Raw genomic sequence first — 16230 nt, 5'->3', positions numbered from 1 at the left:
TGTGACCCGCCGACAAACCACCGGCGCAGTCGGCGAATCACCCACGAACAGACCTTGCGGTCCCGGCCCGTGTGCAATAGACCACACAACGTGAAGGTCATCGGGGTGATCTCGGGGACGTCGATGGACGCCATCGACGTGGCTCTCGCCGACCTGCGCCTCGACGGCGACACCGTGGTGCTGACCCCGCTGGGGCACGCCGAGCACCCGTTCCCGGACGACCTGCGCACCGGTTCGGCCGCGGAGCTGTGCCGGGCGGACACCCGGCTCGGGCAGGCGTTCGCCGCCGCCGCGCTCGCGATGGGCGACGCAGACCTGGTCGCCTCGCTCGGCCAGACCGCGCACCACTGGGTCGAGGACGGCCGCTGCCTCGGCACGCTCCAGCTCGGCCAGCCCGCGTGGATCGCCGAGGCGACCGGGCTCCCGGTGGTGGCCGACCTGCGGGTCCGCGACGTCGCGGCGGGCGGCCACGGCGCTCCGCTCGCGAGCACGCTGGACGCGCTGTGGCTGGCCGACCTGGCCGCGTCCACCGGCCGTCCCGCCATCGCGCTCAACATCGGCGGCATCGCCAACGTCACCGTCGTCGCGCCCGGCGCGGCACCTGTCGCCTACGACACCGGACCGGGGAACGCCCTGCTCGACGCCGCCGTGCTGGAGCTGTCGCACGGCAGGCGCACGCACGACGTGGACGGCGAACTGGCGCTGCGGGGCTCGGTCCTCTCGGACCTGCTCGCCGCGCTGCTGGCCGAGCCGTACTACGCGCTGCCCGCGCCGAAGTCGACCGGCAAGGAGCTGTTCGACCTCGCCCACCTGCACCGGGCGGTGTCCGGCACGGTCGGCGGCGAGGACCTGCTGGCGACGCTCGTCGAGCTGACCGCGCGGACGATCGCCGACGCCTGCCGGGGCGCGGGGGTCGTCGTCGGCTCCGGCGGCGGCATGCGGAACCCCGCAGTCGTGTCGGCGCTGACCCGCGCGCTCGACGGCGTCGACCTCGTCACGAGCGACTCGCTCGGCCTGCCGTCGGACGCCAAGGAGGCCTACCTCAGCGCCCTGCTCGGCTTCCTCACCTGGCACGGCGTCCCGGCCAACGCGCCGAGCGCCACCGGCGCGTCCGGCCCGCGCCTGCTCGGCTCCATCACACCCGGCCGTGATCCGCTCCGCCTGCCGGACCCGGCGGTCACCCCCGTCACCCGACTGAGGATCAGCACCCCTCCAGGAGGCCCCAGTGCGCGCCCTTGACCTCGCCATCATCGCGATCTTCCTGGTCGGCATGCCCCTGCTGGGGGTGTGGATCGGCGGCAGGCAGCAGTCGTCGACCGACTACTTCGTCAGCGAGAAGCGCATCTCGTGGTGGGTCGTGTGCGTGTCCGTCGTGTCGGCGGAGACGTCGACGCTGACGGTGCTGAGCGTGCCGACGATCGCGTACCTGGCGACGCCGGAAGCGGGCGGGATGACGTTCCTGTCGCTCTCCATCGGCTACCTGCTCGGCCGGATCGTGGTGTCGTTCGTGCTGCTGCCCCGGTACATCGCGGGCGACCTCGTCACGGCGTACGGGTTCCTCGGGAAGCGGTTCGGCAAGGGCCTGCAGAGCACGGCTTCCGTAACGTTCCTGCTGACCAGGCTGCTCGCGGACGGGCTGCGGCTGTTCGCCACCGCCATCCCGGTCAAGGTCGTGCTCGCCAGCTACGGCGTGACGGCGTCGTACTGGACGATCGTGCTGGTACTGGGCATCGCGATGGTGGTCTACAGCTTCCTCGGCGGCGTGCGCGCGGTCGTGTGGGTCGACGCGATCCAGATGCTCTGGTACGTCCTCGGCGCGATCGCGGTGATCGTCGTGCTGTCCGGCAAGCTGCCCGACGGCTGGTTCGGCAAGGCCGTCGACGCCGACAAGTTCCAGGTACTCGACGTCAGCTCCAGCCCGTTGACCAGCCCGTACGCGATCCTCACCGCGCTGGTCGGCGGCGCGGTGCTGTCGATGGCCTCGCACGGGGCCGACCAGTTGATCGTGCAGCGGCTGATGGCCACGAAGGACGTGCGGGCGAGCCAGAAGGCGCTCATCGCCAGCGGCGTCGTGGTGTTCGTGCAGTTCGCGCTGTTCCTGTTCATCGGCGTGATGCTGTGGGCGTTCTACAACGCGGCGAAGCCGGTGCAGGACCTCGGCCTGAACAACAACGACGAGCTGTTCGCCAACTTCATCGTCAACGACATGCCCTCGGGCCTGTCCGGGTTCGTCATCGCGGGCATCCTCGCCGCCGCGCTCAGCTCGTCGCTCGGCGCGCTCGCGTCCTCGACCGTGACGGACGTCTACCAGAACGTGGTGCGGCGGAAGCTGACCGACGCCGAGGTGTTCAAGCACGGCCGGATCTGGACCGTCGTGTGGGCTGGGCTGCTCATCGTGTGCGCCGGCCTGTTCGCCACGGTCACCAAGCGCGGCAACCCGATCGTCGAGCAGGGCCTGTCCATCGCGGGCTTCACCTACGGGGCCCTGCTCGGCGCGTTCCTCCTCGGCCTGGTCTTCAAGGCCGCCACCCAGTCGGACGCGGTCGTCGCCTTCGGCTCGACCGTGGTCGTCATGGCCTTCGTCATCCTCGGGGTCAAGTTCGTCGGCCCCGACCTGGCGCTGACGATCGACTTCAGCGCCGCGAGCAGCACGTCGAAGGCGCTGGCCTACCCCTGGTACACACCGCTCGGGGTGCTGACCACGCTGGTGGTGGGCGGGCTGCTGTCCCTCCGGCACCGGGCACCGGTCGGGTCACGCGACCTTTGACCGGTACGCCACCAGCTCGACGTGCAGCCGGAAGCCGAGGCGCCCGAACATCCGCTCCGACGACTCGTTGCCCGCCAGGATCGACGCCGCGGCCTGCGGTCGTGCCCCGTGCACGGCCGCGAGCTTCCACACCAGTTCGGTGACGAGCGCGGCGCCGACGCCGTGCCCCCGCAGGTCCGGTTCGACGGCCACGAAGTCGACGTAGTACTCCTCGGCCTGCGCCTTGCCGGTCGCGTACCCGAGCACCCGCTCGCCGTCCATCGCGACCACGACGGTCCGGTCGGTCGACCCGTCCACCAGCTTCGCGCCGGACAGGTACGTCCGCGGGAAGCACCGCTCGTGCAGCACGGCCACCGCCTCGTGCACCGCGGCGTCGGTCGGCAGCACCCGCATCTCCCGCGCCGGGCCGGTGCGCGGACACCCCGCTTCACGCAGGAGGAGGGCCCTCAAACCGTCGCCGTCCAGCACGAACACGCTGGACGGCTTGCCCTTGGAGAACCCGTGCCTGGTCGCGAACGCCTCCAGCCGCCGGTGGTCGGTGTGCCCGAAGAGCTCCCGATCGGGCACCGCGTGGAGCAACTGACCCGCGGTCTTGTACATCGCGTCGGCGGTCTGGTCCCAGATCCGGCTGCCCGCCGGGTGGTTGACCGGCACGTCCACGAACGGCCCGTGCAACCAGGCCCGGTTCAGCTCGGGGTCGACCTCGACGCTCAGCACACCGCACACGCGGCCCGAGTCGTCGGTGGCGACCACCGTGCAGGACGGCCAGTCGGGTTCGAACTCGGCCAGCTCCTCGGTCAGCTCACCGAGGGTTTCACCGAGGTAGCCGATGTGGTGCGCGCTGTCGGCCTGGAGGCGGACGAGCAGCGCGAGAACAGCGCTGAGGTCGCCGGGATCGGCGAAACGGGTGTCGTACATGTCTGGAATGGTCACCCTCGGAGCCGACCGAAGCGAGGGAGTTTTCACGCGTGGACACGACCGATCTCCGAGCCGCCGCGGCGGAGTGCGCGGCGTTCCTGGACACGACGACCGCAGCGGACTGGACGACCCCGATCCCCGGCATGGAGTGGACCGCCGCGAAGGCCGTCGCGCACATCTCCGACTGCCTCCTCTGGTACGCCGCCGACTTCGTCGCGGGCACCGCCGAATTGACCACGATGGACCTGGCCGTACGCCCGTCGTCCTCGCCGTCGGAGCTGGTCAGGACGTTGCGGATGGCCGCGGAGGTGCTCGCCAGGACGTTGGGCGGCAGCGCTCCGGGCGACCGCGGGTGGCACGACTTCGGATCGCCGGACGCGTCCGGGGTCGTGGCGATGGCGTGCGACGAGCTGCTGGTGCACACGGGCGACGCGGCAGCGGGCCTCGGGGTGGCCTTCACCCCGTCGGACGCGCTGGTCGAGCGGACCGTGCGACGGCTGTTCCCGGAGGCGCCGGAGGGGCACGAACCGTGGCCGACTCTGCTGTGGGCGAACGGCCGGGTGCCACTGGGTGGGACGCCGCGCAGGGAGAAGTGGACGTGGCACTGCGCACCCCTGGACGGCTGAAGGAGTGGTCGAATCACCGGACGCGGAACCGCGGCCATGTCATCATCGTCTACAGGACTGGGTGTGAGGGGAGCACGGAGTCATGGCACTCATCGGATTTGACGCGATCACCGCGGTCGGCGCAGGCGCGGCGGCCGGCGCTGCCATCGGCGCCGGTCTCGGCACCGGCGGGGGCTCGGCCAAGACGGCCATGCAAGTCGACCTCGACGAGGCGCCCAAGCTGATCGCGGGGCTGGAGGCGGCCATCGAGAAGCTCACCGACGCCTACCAGGAGTCGTACACGATCGCTTCGGCCAAGTCCCCCGGCCAGGACCCCTACAGCGGCGTGGCCACCGAGGCGATCCGCCAGTCCGCGGGCGGGGAGCAAGGCGGCTACGGCTGGGCGAACAAGAAGGCCCGCGAAGCCCTGACCGAGACCATCGCGAACATCAAGACCTCGATGCAGAACTACAGCCAGACCGACGGCGCTGCACACGACTCTTTTAAACCAGAGGGATGAATCTGTTGAGGCGCACCACCCTGGTACTGCTGGCGACGGTCGCGTCGATCGGCCTCGTTTCGGGCTGCTCCGACTCCAACACCGGACGTCCCACCCCGGAGACGGGTGGCCAGTCCGGGAGTTCCGGCACGGCCACCAGTCCGAGCAGTTCGTTCGAAGGCGTCGAACTCGACACGAGCAAGTTCTCCGGCAAGCCCTGCGAAGCGCTGACCTCGGCTCAGCTCTCCACGCTGGGCACCTTCAAGACCCCTGAGCCCGGAAAGAGCGCGCTGGGACCGAGCTGCGACTTCCGCGCCCAGAAGGTGATCGAGGGCGTCACCTACGAGGTCGTCATCGCCAGCAGCGGGAACACGCTGGAGTCGATCATCGAGGGCCTGAGGAGCAGCAAGACGCCGGTCGTCGAGGAGACAAAGGTCGCCGGGTACGCGGCCGTCAACTCGGACCAGACGAACGCCAAGGGCGCTTGCGCGACGGCTGTCGGAACGTCCAGCAAGGACGCGATCTCCGTTCAACTGATCACCGAGAACAAGGCTCTTCCCGAGTACAACGATCCCTGTGGCCAGACCGAGAAGGTGGCCGCCCTGGTCATCCAGAACCTGAAGGGGTAACTGATGGCGTCGTCCGATGTGGGCAACTTCTTCTCCGGTCCGGTCGGCATGTGCGTGAGCGCGAAGGCCGTCTACGGGTGGTTCAAGAACGGCAACCCCCAGGCGATCGACGCGGGGAACGAAGCGTGGGCGAAGGTGTCCACGATGCAGGCGGACATCGGTACCTTGATCAACAAGGCCGTCACGGACTCGGGTGCGACCTGGAGCGGGACCGCGGGCGACTCGATGCGGTCCTCGACCTCTCCGCTGTCGACCTGGGCCGACATGACCAGCAGCAACGCGGACAGCGGCTCGTCGGCCGTCGCGGAGATCGGCTCAGCCTTCCGCACGGCCCAGAACTCGGTGCAGCAGCCCGTCGAGGTGCCGGACAAGCCCTGGTACAACGACTACACGCCGTGGGACACGGACTACGACGACGCGGTCGAGGAGAGCCAGGGCGTCGACGAGGCGAACATGCGCGTGATCAACGCGTACGCCGACCGGACGAACTACGCGGTGTCCACCATGCCCACGTTCGAGGCTCCGCCGGACTCCACGGCCGAGGTCGACGACGGCACGGTGAACAACCCCAACGGCAGCATCGACAAGTTCAACAACAACGAGAGCTTCACCAACAACCAGACCAGCACCAGCAGCACCAACAACAACCCCAACAGCACCACGGGGCAGGTCAGCACGTTCACGCCGCCCGGTGGGAACGACACGGGTGGTAACGACACCGGTGGGAACGACGACACGACGCGGCCCAGTGACGTCGATGACGGGACCACCCGGCCGTCCGACGTGAACGACCCCAACCGGCCGCCGGTCGGGACGCCGGTTCGGCCGCCCGTCGGCACGCCCGGTGGGCTGGACAACCCGTCCGGGTTCGTGCCGTTCGGGCCCAACGATCCGCGCAACCCCGCCAACAAGCTGAACGGTCCCGGTAACCCCGGTGGCGGCCGTGGCGGTGGCGGCGGTGGGGCCGGTGGTGGTCGGGGTGGTGGCCTCGGTGGTGGTGCGGGCGCTGGTGCCGGTGGGATCGGTGCGGGCAAGGGTGGGTTCGGGCCTGGGGCCGCTGCGGCTGCCGGGCAGTTCGGTGGCGCTGCCGGTACGGCCGCCGGTGAAGGCGGGCGGGGCGGGGCCGGTGGGTTCGGGCCCGGTGGCGCGGCCGCCGGTGGGCGTGGTGCGGCCGGTGGAGCTGGTGCGATGGGTGGCGGGGGTCACGGCGCCAGGGGTGAGGGCGGTGACGACCTGGAGCACTCGTCGAAGTACCTGCAACCCAGCGACGAGTACTTCGGTGACGGCACGATGGTCGCGCCGCCCGTCATCGGCGGCTAGAGAACGACTGGCGGGGGACGAACGTGTTGCGCAGCCGAGTTGTGCTGCCCGTGGTGGCGCTCTACAACGCCTGGCAGGCCGAGGGGTTGCCGGAGCTGCACCGGGCGCTGTACACGCGGATCGACTTCGACTCCGACGCGCTCGCCGAGGGTGACCTCGGCGGCGCGCTGGCGTTGTTCGAGAGCGGCTGGGCGACGCTGGAACGGCTCGGGCTCGCCCGCGGCCGGGCTGTGCACCCGGACCTGGGGCGGTCGCTGCGGTTGATCGCCGAGGCGGGCACGGAGTTCTACGCGTACTTCAACAACGGCGACGAAGAGGCGCGGACTGCGCTGGTGGCCGTGTCCGGGCAGGACGCGGTCCGGGTCGTGCTGACGCCGGACAAGCACTTCGTCCTCGAGCCGGTGCGGCCGGAGGAGGCGCCGCAGGCGCTGGTGTCCGTGCTGCCGCAGGCCGGGCCGGGCAAGGGGTCGTTGATCTCGTTGCCCGCGGACGCCCTGAAGCAGCCGCGGCACCAGCGGCAGGAGTCGGACGGGTTCATGCAGCAGAACCGGTACGCGACGACGCCGCAGGAGCAGCAGGTGGAGGCGTTGAAGAAACTGCTGGCCGAACCGCGCATCGGCGGTGGCCAGTTGTACGCGGCGCGCCGGGACCGGTTCGGCAAGAAGGCGCGCTGCCCCAAACCGCTGACCTTCTTCGACACGGCGGGCGGGCGTTATCTTCAGTACCAGGTGTCCAGCAACGGGCAACCGTGGAACACCGTGCAGCCCGCCGATTTCGGGGCCATGACGTCTCGATTGGGCCAGCTCACCTCCACGATTCCGACCGGCTGAGACCTGCACGGGCTTGCAGCCGTTGAGCGGTTGGGAGACCCTTCCAAGGTGAGTGAGAAAACGATCCAACTCGAACTCAACGAATCCGGGGTGGCGGTAGACCTGCCCCTGCCCGCAAATCAGCGGGACGCGGTACAGGGTGTCCCCTACCGCCCGGTCGAGTTCCGCGACGACGATCTGCCCACCGCGTTGGAACGGGCGGCGTCCTGGCTCAGGCAGACGCAGGACTGGCTCGGTGAGCCGGTCGACGTGATCGCCGTCCACCTGGACTACGACGACCGCAAGGGCTCGCCGTACTACGACCTCAAGCTCCTCTGCAACGAAGAGGACCTGGCAGGCGTGCCACGCGCCATGCGCGGCAAGGAGGACACCGCCACCGACGGGTAGTCGGGCCAGCTACCGTTCAGGTCATGTCAGATCGCGTGTACCCCCCGGTGATCGCCGCGGCCAAGCTCATGTTCCGAGTGCTCGACTGTCGGATCAACGTGGTGGGTGCGCACCACATACCCCGCGAAGGTGGCGCGGTGCTGGCGAGCAACCACGTCAGCTACCTCGACTTCATCTTCGCCGGGTTCGGCGCGCAGCCCGCCAAGCGCTTGGTGCGGTTCATGGCGAAGCAGGAGGTCTTCGCGAACCGCTACGCGGGTCCGCTCATGCGGGGGATGCACCACATCCCGGTCGACCGGAGCGCGGGCCTCGCCTCCTACCGGGAGGCGCTGGCCGCGCTCCGGTCCGGGGAAGTCGTCGGGATCTTCCCCGAGGCCACGATCAGCCGCTCCTTCACGGTCAAGGAGCTGAAGTCCGGCGCGAACCGCCTCGCCGCGTCGGCGGGCGTCCCGCTGATCCCGGTCGCGCTGTGGGGCACGCAGCGGCTGTGGACCAAGGGCAGGCCGCGCACCCTCACGAAGCGGCACGTGCCGGTCACGATCCTCATCGGCGAGCCCCTGCACCCGCAGCCGCGCGACAAGCACGACGCGATCAACACCGAGCTGCACAAGCGGTTGCAGGAGCTGCTGGACCAGGCGCAGCAGGAGTACCCGGAGAAGCCGAAGGACGACGAGCTGTGGTGGCAGCCCGCTCACCTCGGCGGCACCGCGCCCACGCCGGAGGAGGCCGCGGCGCTGGACGCCAACGGCCGCGACGACTAGCTCTCCCCCGCCACGCGGGTGTCGCGGCGCACCCGCGTGGCGCGCGGTATTCCACGACGTGCTTCGCACAAACGTGCGATACTGGCTGTCGAGGCGACCCCAGGTCACGTGACCGGGCGCCCGCCAGCCCCTAGCCGATGTCCCGGCGGGGCCGATCCGTCGGAAACGCGCAGTCGACCTGTTCGCGCGTGACCGGCAAGGAAGGTCATCCCATCATCGAGCACACCCACGACGCCCTGTTCTCCGAGACGGCGCCGGACCTGTTCCCCAAGGAGCAGGCCGCGAGCACGCACAAGAGCACGACGTCGGGCCGCGCACTCGGGAACACCCAGTACGAGGGCTTGTTCCAGCAGCCGCCGATCGTCCCCGAGTCCGACTCGTCGTCGAACTTCGTGGTCGACGAGAACGAGAAGCAGCCCGACTCGTCCGAAGCGCCTCGTCAGCGCTCGTCGTCCAGGCGTCGGTACAACTAGCCCTCCGGCAGGGCTCACACCGGTCGACGGTCAGTCGACCGGGGATTCGTCGGCGGTTCCAGCCGCCGGAACGGCCTCAGCGGGCTCGACGACGGCCTCACCAGCGTCGACAGCGTCAGCGGCGGCCGCGTCGGCCTCCAGCTTCGCCACCACGGCCTCAGCCGCCGAGGTGGCGCCCTCGGCGACGGCCACAGCGGCTTCGGCGTCCCGGTCGGGCACCTCGCCGGTCGACTCGATCACCGCGGGCTTCGCTCCCCGGCCGCGCAGGCGCTGCGAGATCACCTGGCTGATGCCGTCACCGCGCATCGAGACGCCGTAGAGCGCGTCGGCGATCTCCATCGTCGGCTTCTGGTGGGTGATGATCAGGAGCTGCGACTTCTCGCGGAGCTGCTCGAACAGCCCGATCAGCCGGTGCAGGTTGGTGTCGTCCAGCGCCGCCTCGACCTCGTCCATCACGTAGAACGGCGAGGGCCGGGCGCGGAAGATGGCGACGAGCATGGCGACGGCCGCGAGGGACTTCTCGCCACCGGACAGCAGCGACAGCCGCTTGACCTTCTTGCCCGGCGGCCGGGCCTCGATCTCGATGCCCGTCGTGAGCATGTCGTCGGGGTCGGTCAGCACGAGCCTGCCGTCGCCGCCGGGGAACAGCGTCGCGAACACCACGAGGAACTCGCGGGCCACGTCCTCGTAGGCCGCGGTGAACACCTCGAGGATCTTGTCGTCGACGTCCTTGACCACGGTCAGGAGGTCGCGGCGGGTGGCCTTGATGTCCTCCAACTGGTTGGACAGGAACTTGTAGCGCTCCTCCAGCGCGGCGAACTCCTCCAGCGCCAGCGGGTTGACCTTGCCCAACAGCGACAGGTCCCGTTCGGCGCGCTTGGCGCGGCGGGCCTGCGTGTCGCGGTCGTACGGCATCGGCTGCGGCGCGGTGACCTGCTCGCCGCGTTCCTTCGCCGCCTCGTACTCGGCGATCTCCGGCGCGGTCGGCGGGATCATCATGTCCGGGCCGTACTCGTTGACCAGGTCTTCCAGGCCGATGCCGAAGTCGTCGGCGATCTTCGTCTCGAGCTGTTCGATGCGCATCCGCTGCTCCGCGCGCAGCACCTCGTCGCGGTGCACGGCGTCGGTCAGCTTCTCCAGTTCGCCGGACATCTCCCGCACGACGCCGCGCACCTGGGTGAACAGCGCCTCGTGCTTGGTGCGCCGCTCCTGGGCGACGTCGCGCTCGTGCACGGCCCGCCGCAGCGACTCCTCGATGCGGTCCAGGGCGATCTCACCGCCGCGCACGACGGCGTTCGCGACGACCGCGCCGTGGGCTCGGGCGGCGTGGGCGCGCTGGGCTCGTTCACGGGCTTCGCGTTCGGCTCGGGCGGCCCGGCGCAGGGCGTCGGCCTTGCCCTGCACGGCGCGGGCGCGCTCCTCGGCGGTGCGCAGCGCGAGCCGCGCGTCCATCTCGGTCTGCCGGGCGCTCGCCAGCTCGGCGGCGGCCTCGTCCCGCTGCGCGGTGTCCGGCTCGTCGTCGAGCGTCTGCTCCTCCTGGGCGATGAGCAGGCGTTCTTCCAGCTCTTCGAGCTGCCCGAGGGCTTCCTCGCGGGCCAGTTCGACCTTGGCGCGCTGGCTGCGGACCCGCTCGACCTCGGCCTCGGCGGAGCGCACGGCCTGCGCGAGCCGGTTCAGCCGCTCGGACGACCTGGCGCGCCGGACCTTGGCCTCGTTCAGCTCCTCCTTGATCGCGGCGACTTCGGCGCGGCGGGCCTGCTGCTCGGCGCGCGCGCCGTCCAGCGCGGCGGCGGACCCCTCCAGCGAGTGCTCGGCGACCGCCAGCTTCTCCTCGGCCTCGTCGACCGCGGCCTGCACCTCGATGACGCTCTGGCTGCGGCCGGAGCCGCCGATCGCCCAGTCCTCGCCGAACAGGTCGCCTTCACGGGTCACCGCGCGCACGTCCGGCGCGGCGCTCACGAGGTCGCGGGCCGCGTCCAGGCCGTCCACGACGGCCACGCGGTCCAGCGCTCGGTGCAGCGCGGGCAGCAGCCCGTCCGGCGCGCGCACCAGTTCCACGGCCCACCGCGCGCCGGGCGGCAGCACGGGCCACGAGTGGGTGTCCACGGTGGACCTGGCCCCGCCGACCAGCACGCCCGCACGGCCGGAGTCGTGCTCCTTCAACAGCTTCAGCGCTTCCAGCGCGTCGTGCCCACCGGCGACGGCGACCGCGTCCGCGATCGGCCCGAGCGCGGCGGCCAGCGCCACCTCGGCGCCCGGCGACACGGTCAGCAGCGCGGCCACGGACCCCAGCAGGCCCGGCAGCCGCGATCCGGCGGCGAGCAGCGCGCCCGCGCCGTCCTTGCGGGTCAGCCCGAGCGACAGGGCGTCCACGCGGGCCCGCCACGACGCGATGTCACGCTCGGCGGTCCGCTCGGCCTTGACCAGCTCCTCGACCCGGTTCTTGGCCGCCTCGTTCGCCTCCACGGCGTGCCGGTGGCGGTCGTCGAGCCCGAGGTCGCCCTCGTCCTCGGTGCCGGTGGTGGCCTCCTGCTCGGCCTGTTCGAGCTGCACGACCTCGGCCCGCTGCACGGCCTCGCCGAGCGCGACCGACATGCGCTCGATCTCCTCGGACGTGGCGTTCGTCTTGCTGCGCAGCGCCTCCACCTGGCCGGACAGCCGGGCCAGGCCTTCACGGCGGTCGGCGATGGCGCGCACGGCGGCGAGGTGCGCCTTCTCGGCGGCGGACACCATGCGTTCCAGCTCGCCGCGGATCTCGAGCGCCTCGGCCAGCCCGATCCGGGCCTCCGTGACGCCTTCCTGGAGTTCCGCCTCCATCTCGGCGGTCTGCTCCGCCTCGGCTTCCAGCTCGTCGGGGTCACGACCGCCGCGGGGGGCCTCGACCGACGCCGACAGGTGCCGGGCGCGTTCCGACGCGAGGCGCACGGTGCCGCGGAGCCGTTCCTCCAGCGCGGACAGCCGGTACCAGGTGTCCTGGGCGCGGGACAGCTTCGGCGCGTCCGCGGCGACCAGTTCCTCCAGCTCGTTCTGCTGGACGGTCGCGACCTGCAACGCGGCCTCGACCTCGGCGCGGCGGGCGCGGGCCGTGGCCTCGTCCTGCTCCTCGCGGGCGAGCTGGGACCGCTGGGTCACGAGGTCGTCGGCGAGCAGGCGCATCCTGGCGTCGCGCAGCTCCGACTGGACGGTCTGGGCGCGACGGGCGATCTCGGCCTGCTTGCCCAGCGGCTTGAGCTGGCGGCGGAGTTCGGCGGTGAGGTCGGTGAGGCGCGTCAGGTTGGCCTGCATCGCCTCCAGCTTCCGCAGCGCCTTCTCCTTGCGCTTGCGGTGCTTGAGGACGCCCGCGGCCTCCTCGATGAAGGCGCGGCGCTCCTCCGGCTTGGACTCCAGGATCGCGGCGAGCTGGCCCTGGCCGACGATGACGTGCATCTCGCGGCCGATGCCGGAGTCCGACAGCAGCTCCTGGACGTCCATGAGCCTGCACGAGCTGCCGTTGATCTCGTACTCGGTCGCGCCCTCGCGGAACATCCGCCGGGTGATCGACACCTCGGAGTAGTCGATGGGCAGCGCGCCGTCGGCGTTGTCGATCGTCAGCGTCACCTCGGCGCGGCCCAGCGGGGCGCGGCCGGACGTGCCGGCGAAGATGACGTCCTCCATCTTGCCGCCGCGCAGGTCCTTCGCGCCCTGGGTGCCCATGACCCACTTGAGGGCGTCCAGCACGTTCGACTTGCCGGACCCGTTCGGACCGACGACGCAGGTGATACCGGGTTCGAAGCGCAGCGTCGTGGCCGAAGCGAAGGACTTGAAACCCTTCAGCGTCAGGCTCTTCAGGTGCACGTGCGCTCGGCCTTCCCGCGTCCTGGTTCGGAACTTATCCGGTGGAGACTACCGGTGGGCGCGCGGCGGACGTGGGAGGCGTGGCCCCTGACCAGCGGATCGATGATCAGCCGGGTGGTCGAAGGGTCACGAGCACCTGCTGGTCGGCCACGACCTCCAGGTGGTCGATGCCGTCCACGTCGAACGACGACGAGCCGGGGATGACCTCGCCCTCCGTGCCGCCGGTGCCCCACCAGCCGCCGATCTCCTTGGTGCCGGTCTTGGCGTAGAGCACGACCATGCAGCGCAGTCCCGGCTTCACGTCGGTCAGCTTCAGCCGCAGCTCGGTGCCCCAGCCGTGGCTCACCATCGCCGCGGACGCGCCGACGCCGGTCTTGCCGTCCATCGCCGACCACGTCGGCGGCGGGGGCGCGGTGGAGGTCGGCGTCGACTCCGCGCGCACCGCGTCACCCCCGACCACGCGGGGCAGGAACATCCCGCCGAGCACCAGCAGCACGAGCACCAGACCGGCGCCGACCAGCACCAACGGCCTGCGGGACCTCTTCGGCCCCGGATCGGGCACCGGGCGCACCACGGCGAGCGGCGGCAGCGGCTGGTTGTCGTAGGGGTCCGGGTCGTCGAACGGTTGCTCCAGGTCGGCGAGGTTCACCTGGCCGAGCAGGCCGGGCAGCGGGGCGAGCCGGATCAGCTCCTCGCGGCACACCTGGCAGGTGTTGAGGTGCCGTTCGAACACCGAGCGCTCAGCCGGGTCCAGCGCACCGAGCAGGTAGGCGCCCAGCGACGTGATCTGGAAGCAGCTCACGACTCGGTCACCCCTCTTTCGGCGAGCGCGTCGCGCAGGGCGCGGAGGGCGTAGAAGCTGCGGGACTTCACCGTGCCGGGCGGGATGCCGAGCGCCTTGGCGGCCTCGGTCACGGTGCGGCGGCGGTAGTACAGCTCGATGACGACGCTGCGGTGGTCGGCGCTGAGCGCGCGGAGGGCTTCGGCGACCTGCCAGCTCTGCAACACGTGGTCCACCTCGTCGGCCACCGGCGGGAGGTCGGCGGGTTCGATCGGGATCTCCGTGGCACGGGCGACCCGGCGGCGGTAGCCGGACACCACGAGGTTGCGCGCCACCGTGTACAGCCAGGGACCGGCCTGCTCGGGGCTCAGCTCGTCGGAGTGGCGCCAGGCGCGGAACAGCGTCTCCTGGACGATGTCCTCGGCGTGCTGGTAGTCGCCGCCGACCATTCGGAGGACATAGCCGTGCAACGGTCCGCGCCAGCGACCGTACAACTGCCTGACCACATCTTCACCGGGCTCCACATCGACTTACTACGCCGTTGGAGCAGAACTCGTTCAACGCTCTACGAAACCCACCAGGTTTCCCCTCGGATCGGACCAACGTTCTACCACAGCGTCCACCCGTCCGGGTGAATCTCCTGAACGCAGCGCGACCAGGAGCTGCCTGCACGTGGCCTCCGGGCCCTCGGCGTTCACCTCGACGCGGCCGTCCCTCAGGTTGGACGCCGAACCCACCAGACCGAGTTCGAGGGCACGGGCGCGGGTCCACCACCGGAATCCCACGCCTTGGACCTGACCCCGCACCCACGCCGTCAACCGGACGTCCGGTTCTGCTGAAGACACGGCGACCATCCTGCCGGCCGGAGATACGACACCCCTAAGTTCACCCGATGGTGGTACGGTGCGCGACCGTGAGCGCCCGTTGGAGTGATCAATCCCCTGACGCGGCCCCGCCACACCGTCTCCCCCTCACCGGGTCGAGACCCCGGTCCACCTAGTGGACCAACCCCACCCCGGATCGTGACGAGTCAACCGCCCGCTCGTTCACCCCAAAGGGTCCGCGCTGAGCGCGGGTCCGCCCCCCGACCGCCGAGAGCGATGAAACAGGAGACGGTGTGAACGACGGGCAGTACGAGGCGCCGGTTGACGACAGGTCGTTCGAGGACGGGTTGCTTGGCGACAGGTCTGGTGGCGACAGGTCGGTTGGTGACAGGCCGGTTGAGGACGGTGTGAAGCCGCGTGTCGCGCCGCGGGTGGTGATGGCGTCTGCTGGTGTTGTGGTGGCGACGCTCTTCGCGACGGTGGCTGCGCTTACGTCGGGGGCGCAGGATGAGGCTGCGCCTGCGGGTGGGAATCCGTTGGAGGATGTGGTCTCGAAGAGCACTCTGCGTAGTGCGCCTGTGCTTACGAACACGACCACGTCGGGGTCTGGGAAGGCTGAGGTGGAGGGGTTGTCGTCTGCGGAGGTGCCGCCTACGACGACTACTACGCCTCGGAAGACGAGGGTTACTACGGTTACCAAGCCGGATGGGACTACCACTACTACGACGGTTGATGACACGACGCCTGAGTCGCCTGTGGTGCCGCCGGTTTATACGACTACGACTACTGCGCCGCCGGTGGTGACCACTACTCCGCCGCCGCCGGTTACGACGACCACTGAGGTGACCACCACGACCACTACGTCTCCTCCGGCCTCGTCGAACGAGGGTTGAGGGGTTTGGTGACGGTTCTGTAGTGGGGTGACACACGAAGGTGTGAGAAGTTGCCCGGAAGGTGCGGTTACCAGCGCTTTCCGCCGATGAATCGAACACGGAACCATCCGTCCGGGTTTCCCACAGGGAGATGGCGTGTTCGAGCAAGATCAGTCGGGGTTGTCGCCGGAGCCTGCGGAGTTGGCGTCGGAGCGCGCGGAGCAGGCGGAGGCGGCGGAGGCGGCGTCGGAGAAGAAGATCTCTTCGGTGGTGTTGTTGGCTGCGGGTGGGGTGTTGGTGGCCACCGTTTGTGCCACGTTCGCGTCGATGTTGGCCGCTGGTGGTGAGCCTGAGGCTGGGCCGCCCAAGGCCAAGGCTGAGGTGGAGGCGGATCAGCCCGCCACCACCAGTACGTCGTTGAGCATCGCGCCTGATGGGAGTACGGCTACGGTGGTGGTCACCGTGCCGGGCAAGGCTCGGTCTGATCAGGCTCGGAATGTGGCTGGGCCTGCGGATGGGGAGCCCAGTGCGGATGTTGTGGTGACGCAGACGGTTGTGCCGTCGAGTGAGCAGCAGACGACGAAGGTGCCGCCCAGTGTGCCGCCGTCTGAGCCGGTTAGCAGTGCGCCTGGGTCCAGTTCGGTGGTGCCTCCGGTTACGTCTGTGAGTGTGCCGTCTGGTTCTGGGGAGCCTGGGAAGCCCTGAGGGTGGTGCTGGGGGTGCGCGGGTT

At 70.3% G+C, this 16230-nt stretch carries 17 protein-coding genes; 11 read left to right on the top strand and 6 right to left on the bottom strand.

Annotation, left to right across the window (positions count from 1 at the left end; translation table 11 throughout):
* Nucleotides 1-90 precede the first annotated feature (90 nt).
* Nucleotides 91-1239, top strand: a complete 1149-nt coding sequence (locus NZH93_RS37475) for an anhydro-N-acetylmuramic acid kinase (RefSeq protein ID WP_259628037.1) — start codon at nt 91-93, stop codon at nt 1237-1239.
* The gene (locus NZH93_RS37470) at nt 1226-2767 is read left to right on the top strand and encodes a sodium:solute symporter (RefSeq protein WP_259628036.1); all 1542 of its coding nucleotides are present in this window, start codon (nt 1226-1228) and stop codon (nt 2765-2767) included. The genes NZH93_RS37475 and NZH93_RS37470 overlap by 14 nt, the downstream gene beginning before the upstream one ends.
* Here NZH93_RS37470 and NZH93_RS37465 read toward each other — a convergent pair.
* Nucleotides 2753-3685 carry a GNAT family N-acetyltransferase gene (locus NZH93_RS37465; RefSeq protein ID WP_259628035.1) on the bottom strand — a complete coding sequence of 311 codons (933 nt, stop codon included), beginning with the start codon at nt 3683-3685 and terminating at the stop codon, nt 2753-2755. The genes NZH93_RS37470 and NZH93_RS37465 overlap by 15 nt on opposite strands.
* Before the next feature lie 50 nt (nt 3686-3735).
* Here NZH93_RS37465 and NZH93_RS37460 point away from each other — a divergent pair, with 50 nt between their 5' ends.
* From NZH93_RS37460 to NZH93_RS37425, 8 genes are all read left to right on the top strand, one after another.
* Complete coding sequence (locus NZH93_RS37460) at nt 3736-4311, top strand: maleylpyruvate isomerase N-terminal domain-containing protein (RefSeq protein WP_259628034.1); 576 nt, start codon at nt 3736-3738, stop codon at nt 4309-4311.
* Nucleotides 4312-4393: 82 nt separating this feature from the next.
* The gene (locus tag NZH93_RS37455; RefSeq protein ID WP_259628033.1) at nt 4394-4810 is read left to right on the top strand and encodes a hypothetical protein; all 417 of its coding nucleotides are present in this window, start codon (nt 4394-4396) and stop codon (nt 4808-4810) included.
* 5 nt (nt 4811-4815) lie between these two features.
* Nucleotides 4816-5418, top strand: a complete 603-nt coding sequence (locus NZH93_RS37450; RefSeq protein ID WP_259628032.1) for a DUF3558 domain-containing protein — start codon at nt 4816-4818, stop codon at nt 5416-5418.
* 3 nt (nt 5419-5421) lie between these two features.
* The gene (locus tag NZH93_RS37445; protein ID WP_259628031.1) at nt 5422-6738 is read left to right on the top strand and encodes a hypothetical protein; all 1317 of its coding nucleotides are present in this window, start codon (nt 5422-5424) and stop codon (nt 6736-6738) included.
* A 26-nt stretch (nt 6739-6764) separates the two neighbouring features.
* On the top strand, nt 6765-7568 hold the full coding sequence (locus NZH93_RS37440) for an ESX secretion-associated protein EspG (protein ID WP_259628030.1): 804 nt from the start codon (nt 6765-6767) through the stop codon (nt 7566-7568).
* Between the two features lie 48 nt (nt 7569-7616).
* Nucleotides 7617-7955 carry a hypothetical protein gene (locus NZH93_RS37435; RefSeq protein ID WP_106188068.1) on the top strand — a complete coding sequence of 113 codons (339 nt, stop codon included), beginning with the start codon at nt 7617-7619 and terminating at the stop codon, nt 7953-7955.
* A 23-nt stretch (nt 7956-7978) separates the two neighbouring features.
* Entirely contained in the window at nt 7979-8716 is a 738-nt protein-coding gene (locus NZH93_RS37430; protein ID WP_259628029.1) for a lysophospholipid acyltransferase family protein, read from the top strand.
* Nucleotides 8717-8904: 188 nt separating this feature from the next.
* Complete coding sequence (locus NZH93_RS37425) at nt 8905-9189, top strand: hypothetical protein (protein WP_259628028.1); 285 nt, start codon at nt 8905-8907, stop codon at nt 9187-9189.
* A 30-nt stretch (nt 9190-9219) separates the two neighbouring features.
* On the opposite strand, the gene smc is transcribed toward NZH93_RS37425, so the two are convergent.
* The 4 genes from smc to NZH93_RS37405 form a co-directional block, all read right to left on the bottom strand.
* On the bottom strand, nt 9220-13023 hold the full coding sequence (gene smc / locus NZH93_RS37420) for a chromosome segregation protein SMC (protein WP_259628027.1): 3804 nt from the start codon (nt 13021-13023) through the stop codon (nt 9220-9222).
* Between the two features lie 106 nt (nt 13024-13129).
* Nucleotides 13130-13825 carry an anti-sigma factor family protein gene (locus NZH93_RS37415; protein ID WP_259628026.1) on the bottom strand — a complete coding sequence of 232 codons (696 nt, stop codon included), beginning with the start codon at nt 13823-13825 and terminating at the stop codon, nt 13130-13132.
* Nucleotides 13822-14310, bottom strand: a complete 489-nt coding sequence (locus NZH93_RS37410; RefSeq protein ID WP_259628025.1) for a sigma-70 family RNA polymerase sigma factor — start codon at nt 14308-14310, stop codon at nt 13822-13824. Before NZH93_RS37410 ends, NZH93_RS37415 begins: the two co-directional genes overlap by 4 nt.
* A 51-nt stretch (nt 14311-14361) precedes the next feature.
* Nucleotides 14362-14658, bottom strand: coding sequence for an acylphosphatase (locus NZH93_RS37405; protein WP_259628024.1), 297 nt, complete (start codon nt 14656-14658; stop codon nt 14362-14364).
* Between the two features lie 263 nt (nt 14659-14921).
* On the opposite strand from NZH93_RS37405, the gene NZH93_RS37400 reads away from it, so the two are divergent.
* Complete coding sequence (locus tag NZH93_RS37400; RefSeq protein ID WP_259628023.1) at nt 14922-15521, top strand: hypothetical protein; 600 nt, start codon at nt 14922-14924, stop codon at nt 15519-15521.
* A 149-nt stretch (nt 15522-15670) separates the two neighbouring features.
* Here the strand turns inward: NZH93_RS37400 and NZH93_RS37395 are convergent, their stop codons facing one another.
* On the bottom strand, nt 15671-15817 hold the full coding sequence (locus tag NZH93_RS37395) for a hypothetical protein (protein ID WP_259628022.1): 147 nt from the start codon (nt 15815-15817) through the stop codon (nt 15671-15673).
* Between the last annotated feature and the right edge of the window lie 413 nt (nt 15818-16230).

Source organism: Umezawaea endophytica (assembly GCF_025061645.1).
Lineage (GTDB): Bacteria > Actinomycetota > Actinomycetes > Mycobacteriales > Pseudonocardiaceae > Umezawaea > Umezawaea endophytica.
The sequence above is the reverse complement of the archived record's forward strand: the minus strand, read 5'-3'. Positions and strand labels throughout refer to the sequence as shown.

Excerpts from the sequence above, each read along its gene's own strand:
- NZH93_RS37465 (WP_259628035.1), bottom strand. The coding sequence starts at position 3,685 with ATGTACGACACCCGTTTCGCCGATCCCGGCGACCTCAGCGCTGTTCTC.
- NZH93_RS37455 (WP_259628033.1), top strand. The coding sequence starts at position 4,394 with ATGGCACTCATCGGATTTGACGCGATCACCGCGGTCGGCGCAGGCGCG.
- NZH93_RS37445 (WP_259628031.1), top strand. The coding sequence starts at position 5,422 with ATGGCGTCGTCCGATGTGGGCAACTTCTTCTCCGGTCCGGTCGGCATG.
- NZH93_RS37430 (WP_259628029.1), top strand. The coding sequence starts at position 7,979 with ATGTCAGATCGCGTGTACCCCCCGGTGATCGCCGCGGCCAAGCTCATG.
- NZH93_RS37405 (WP_259628024.1), bottom strand. The coding sequence starts at position 14,658 with ATGGTCGCCGTGTCTTCAGCAGAACCGGACGTCCGGTTGACGGCGTGG.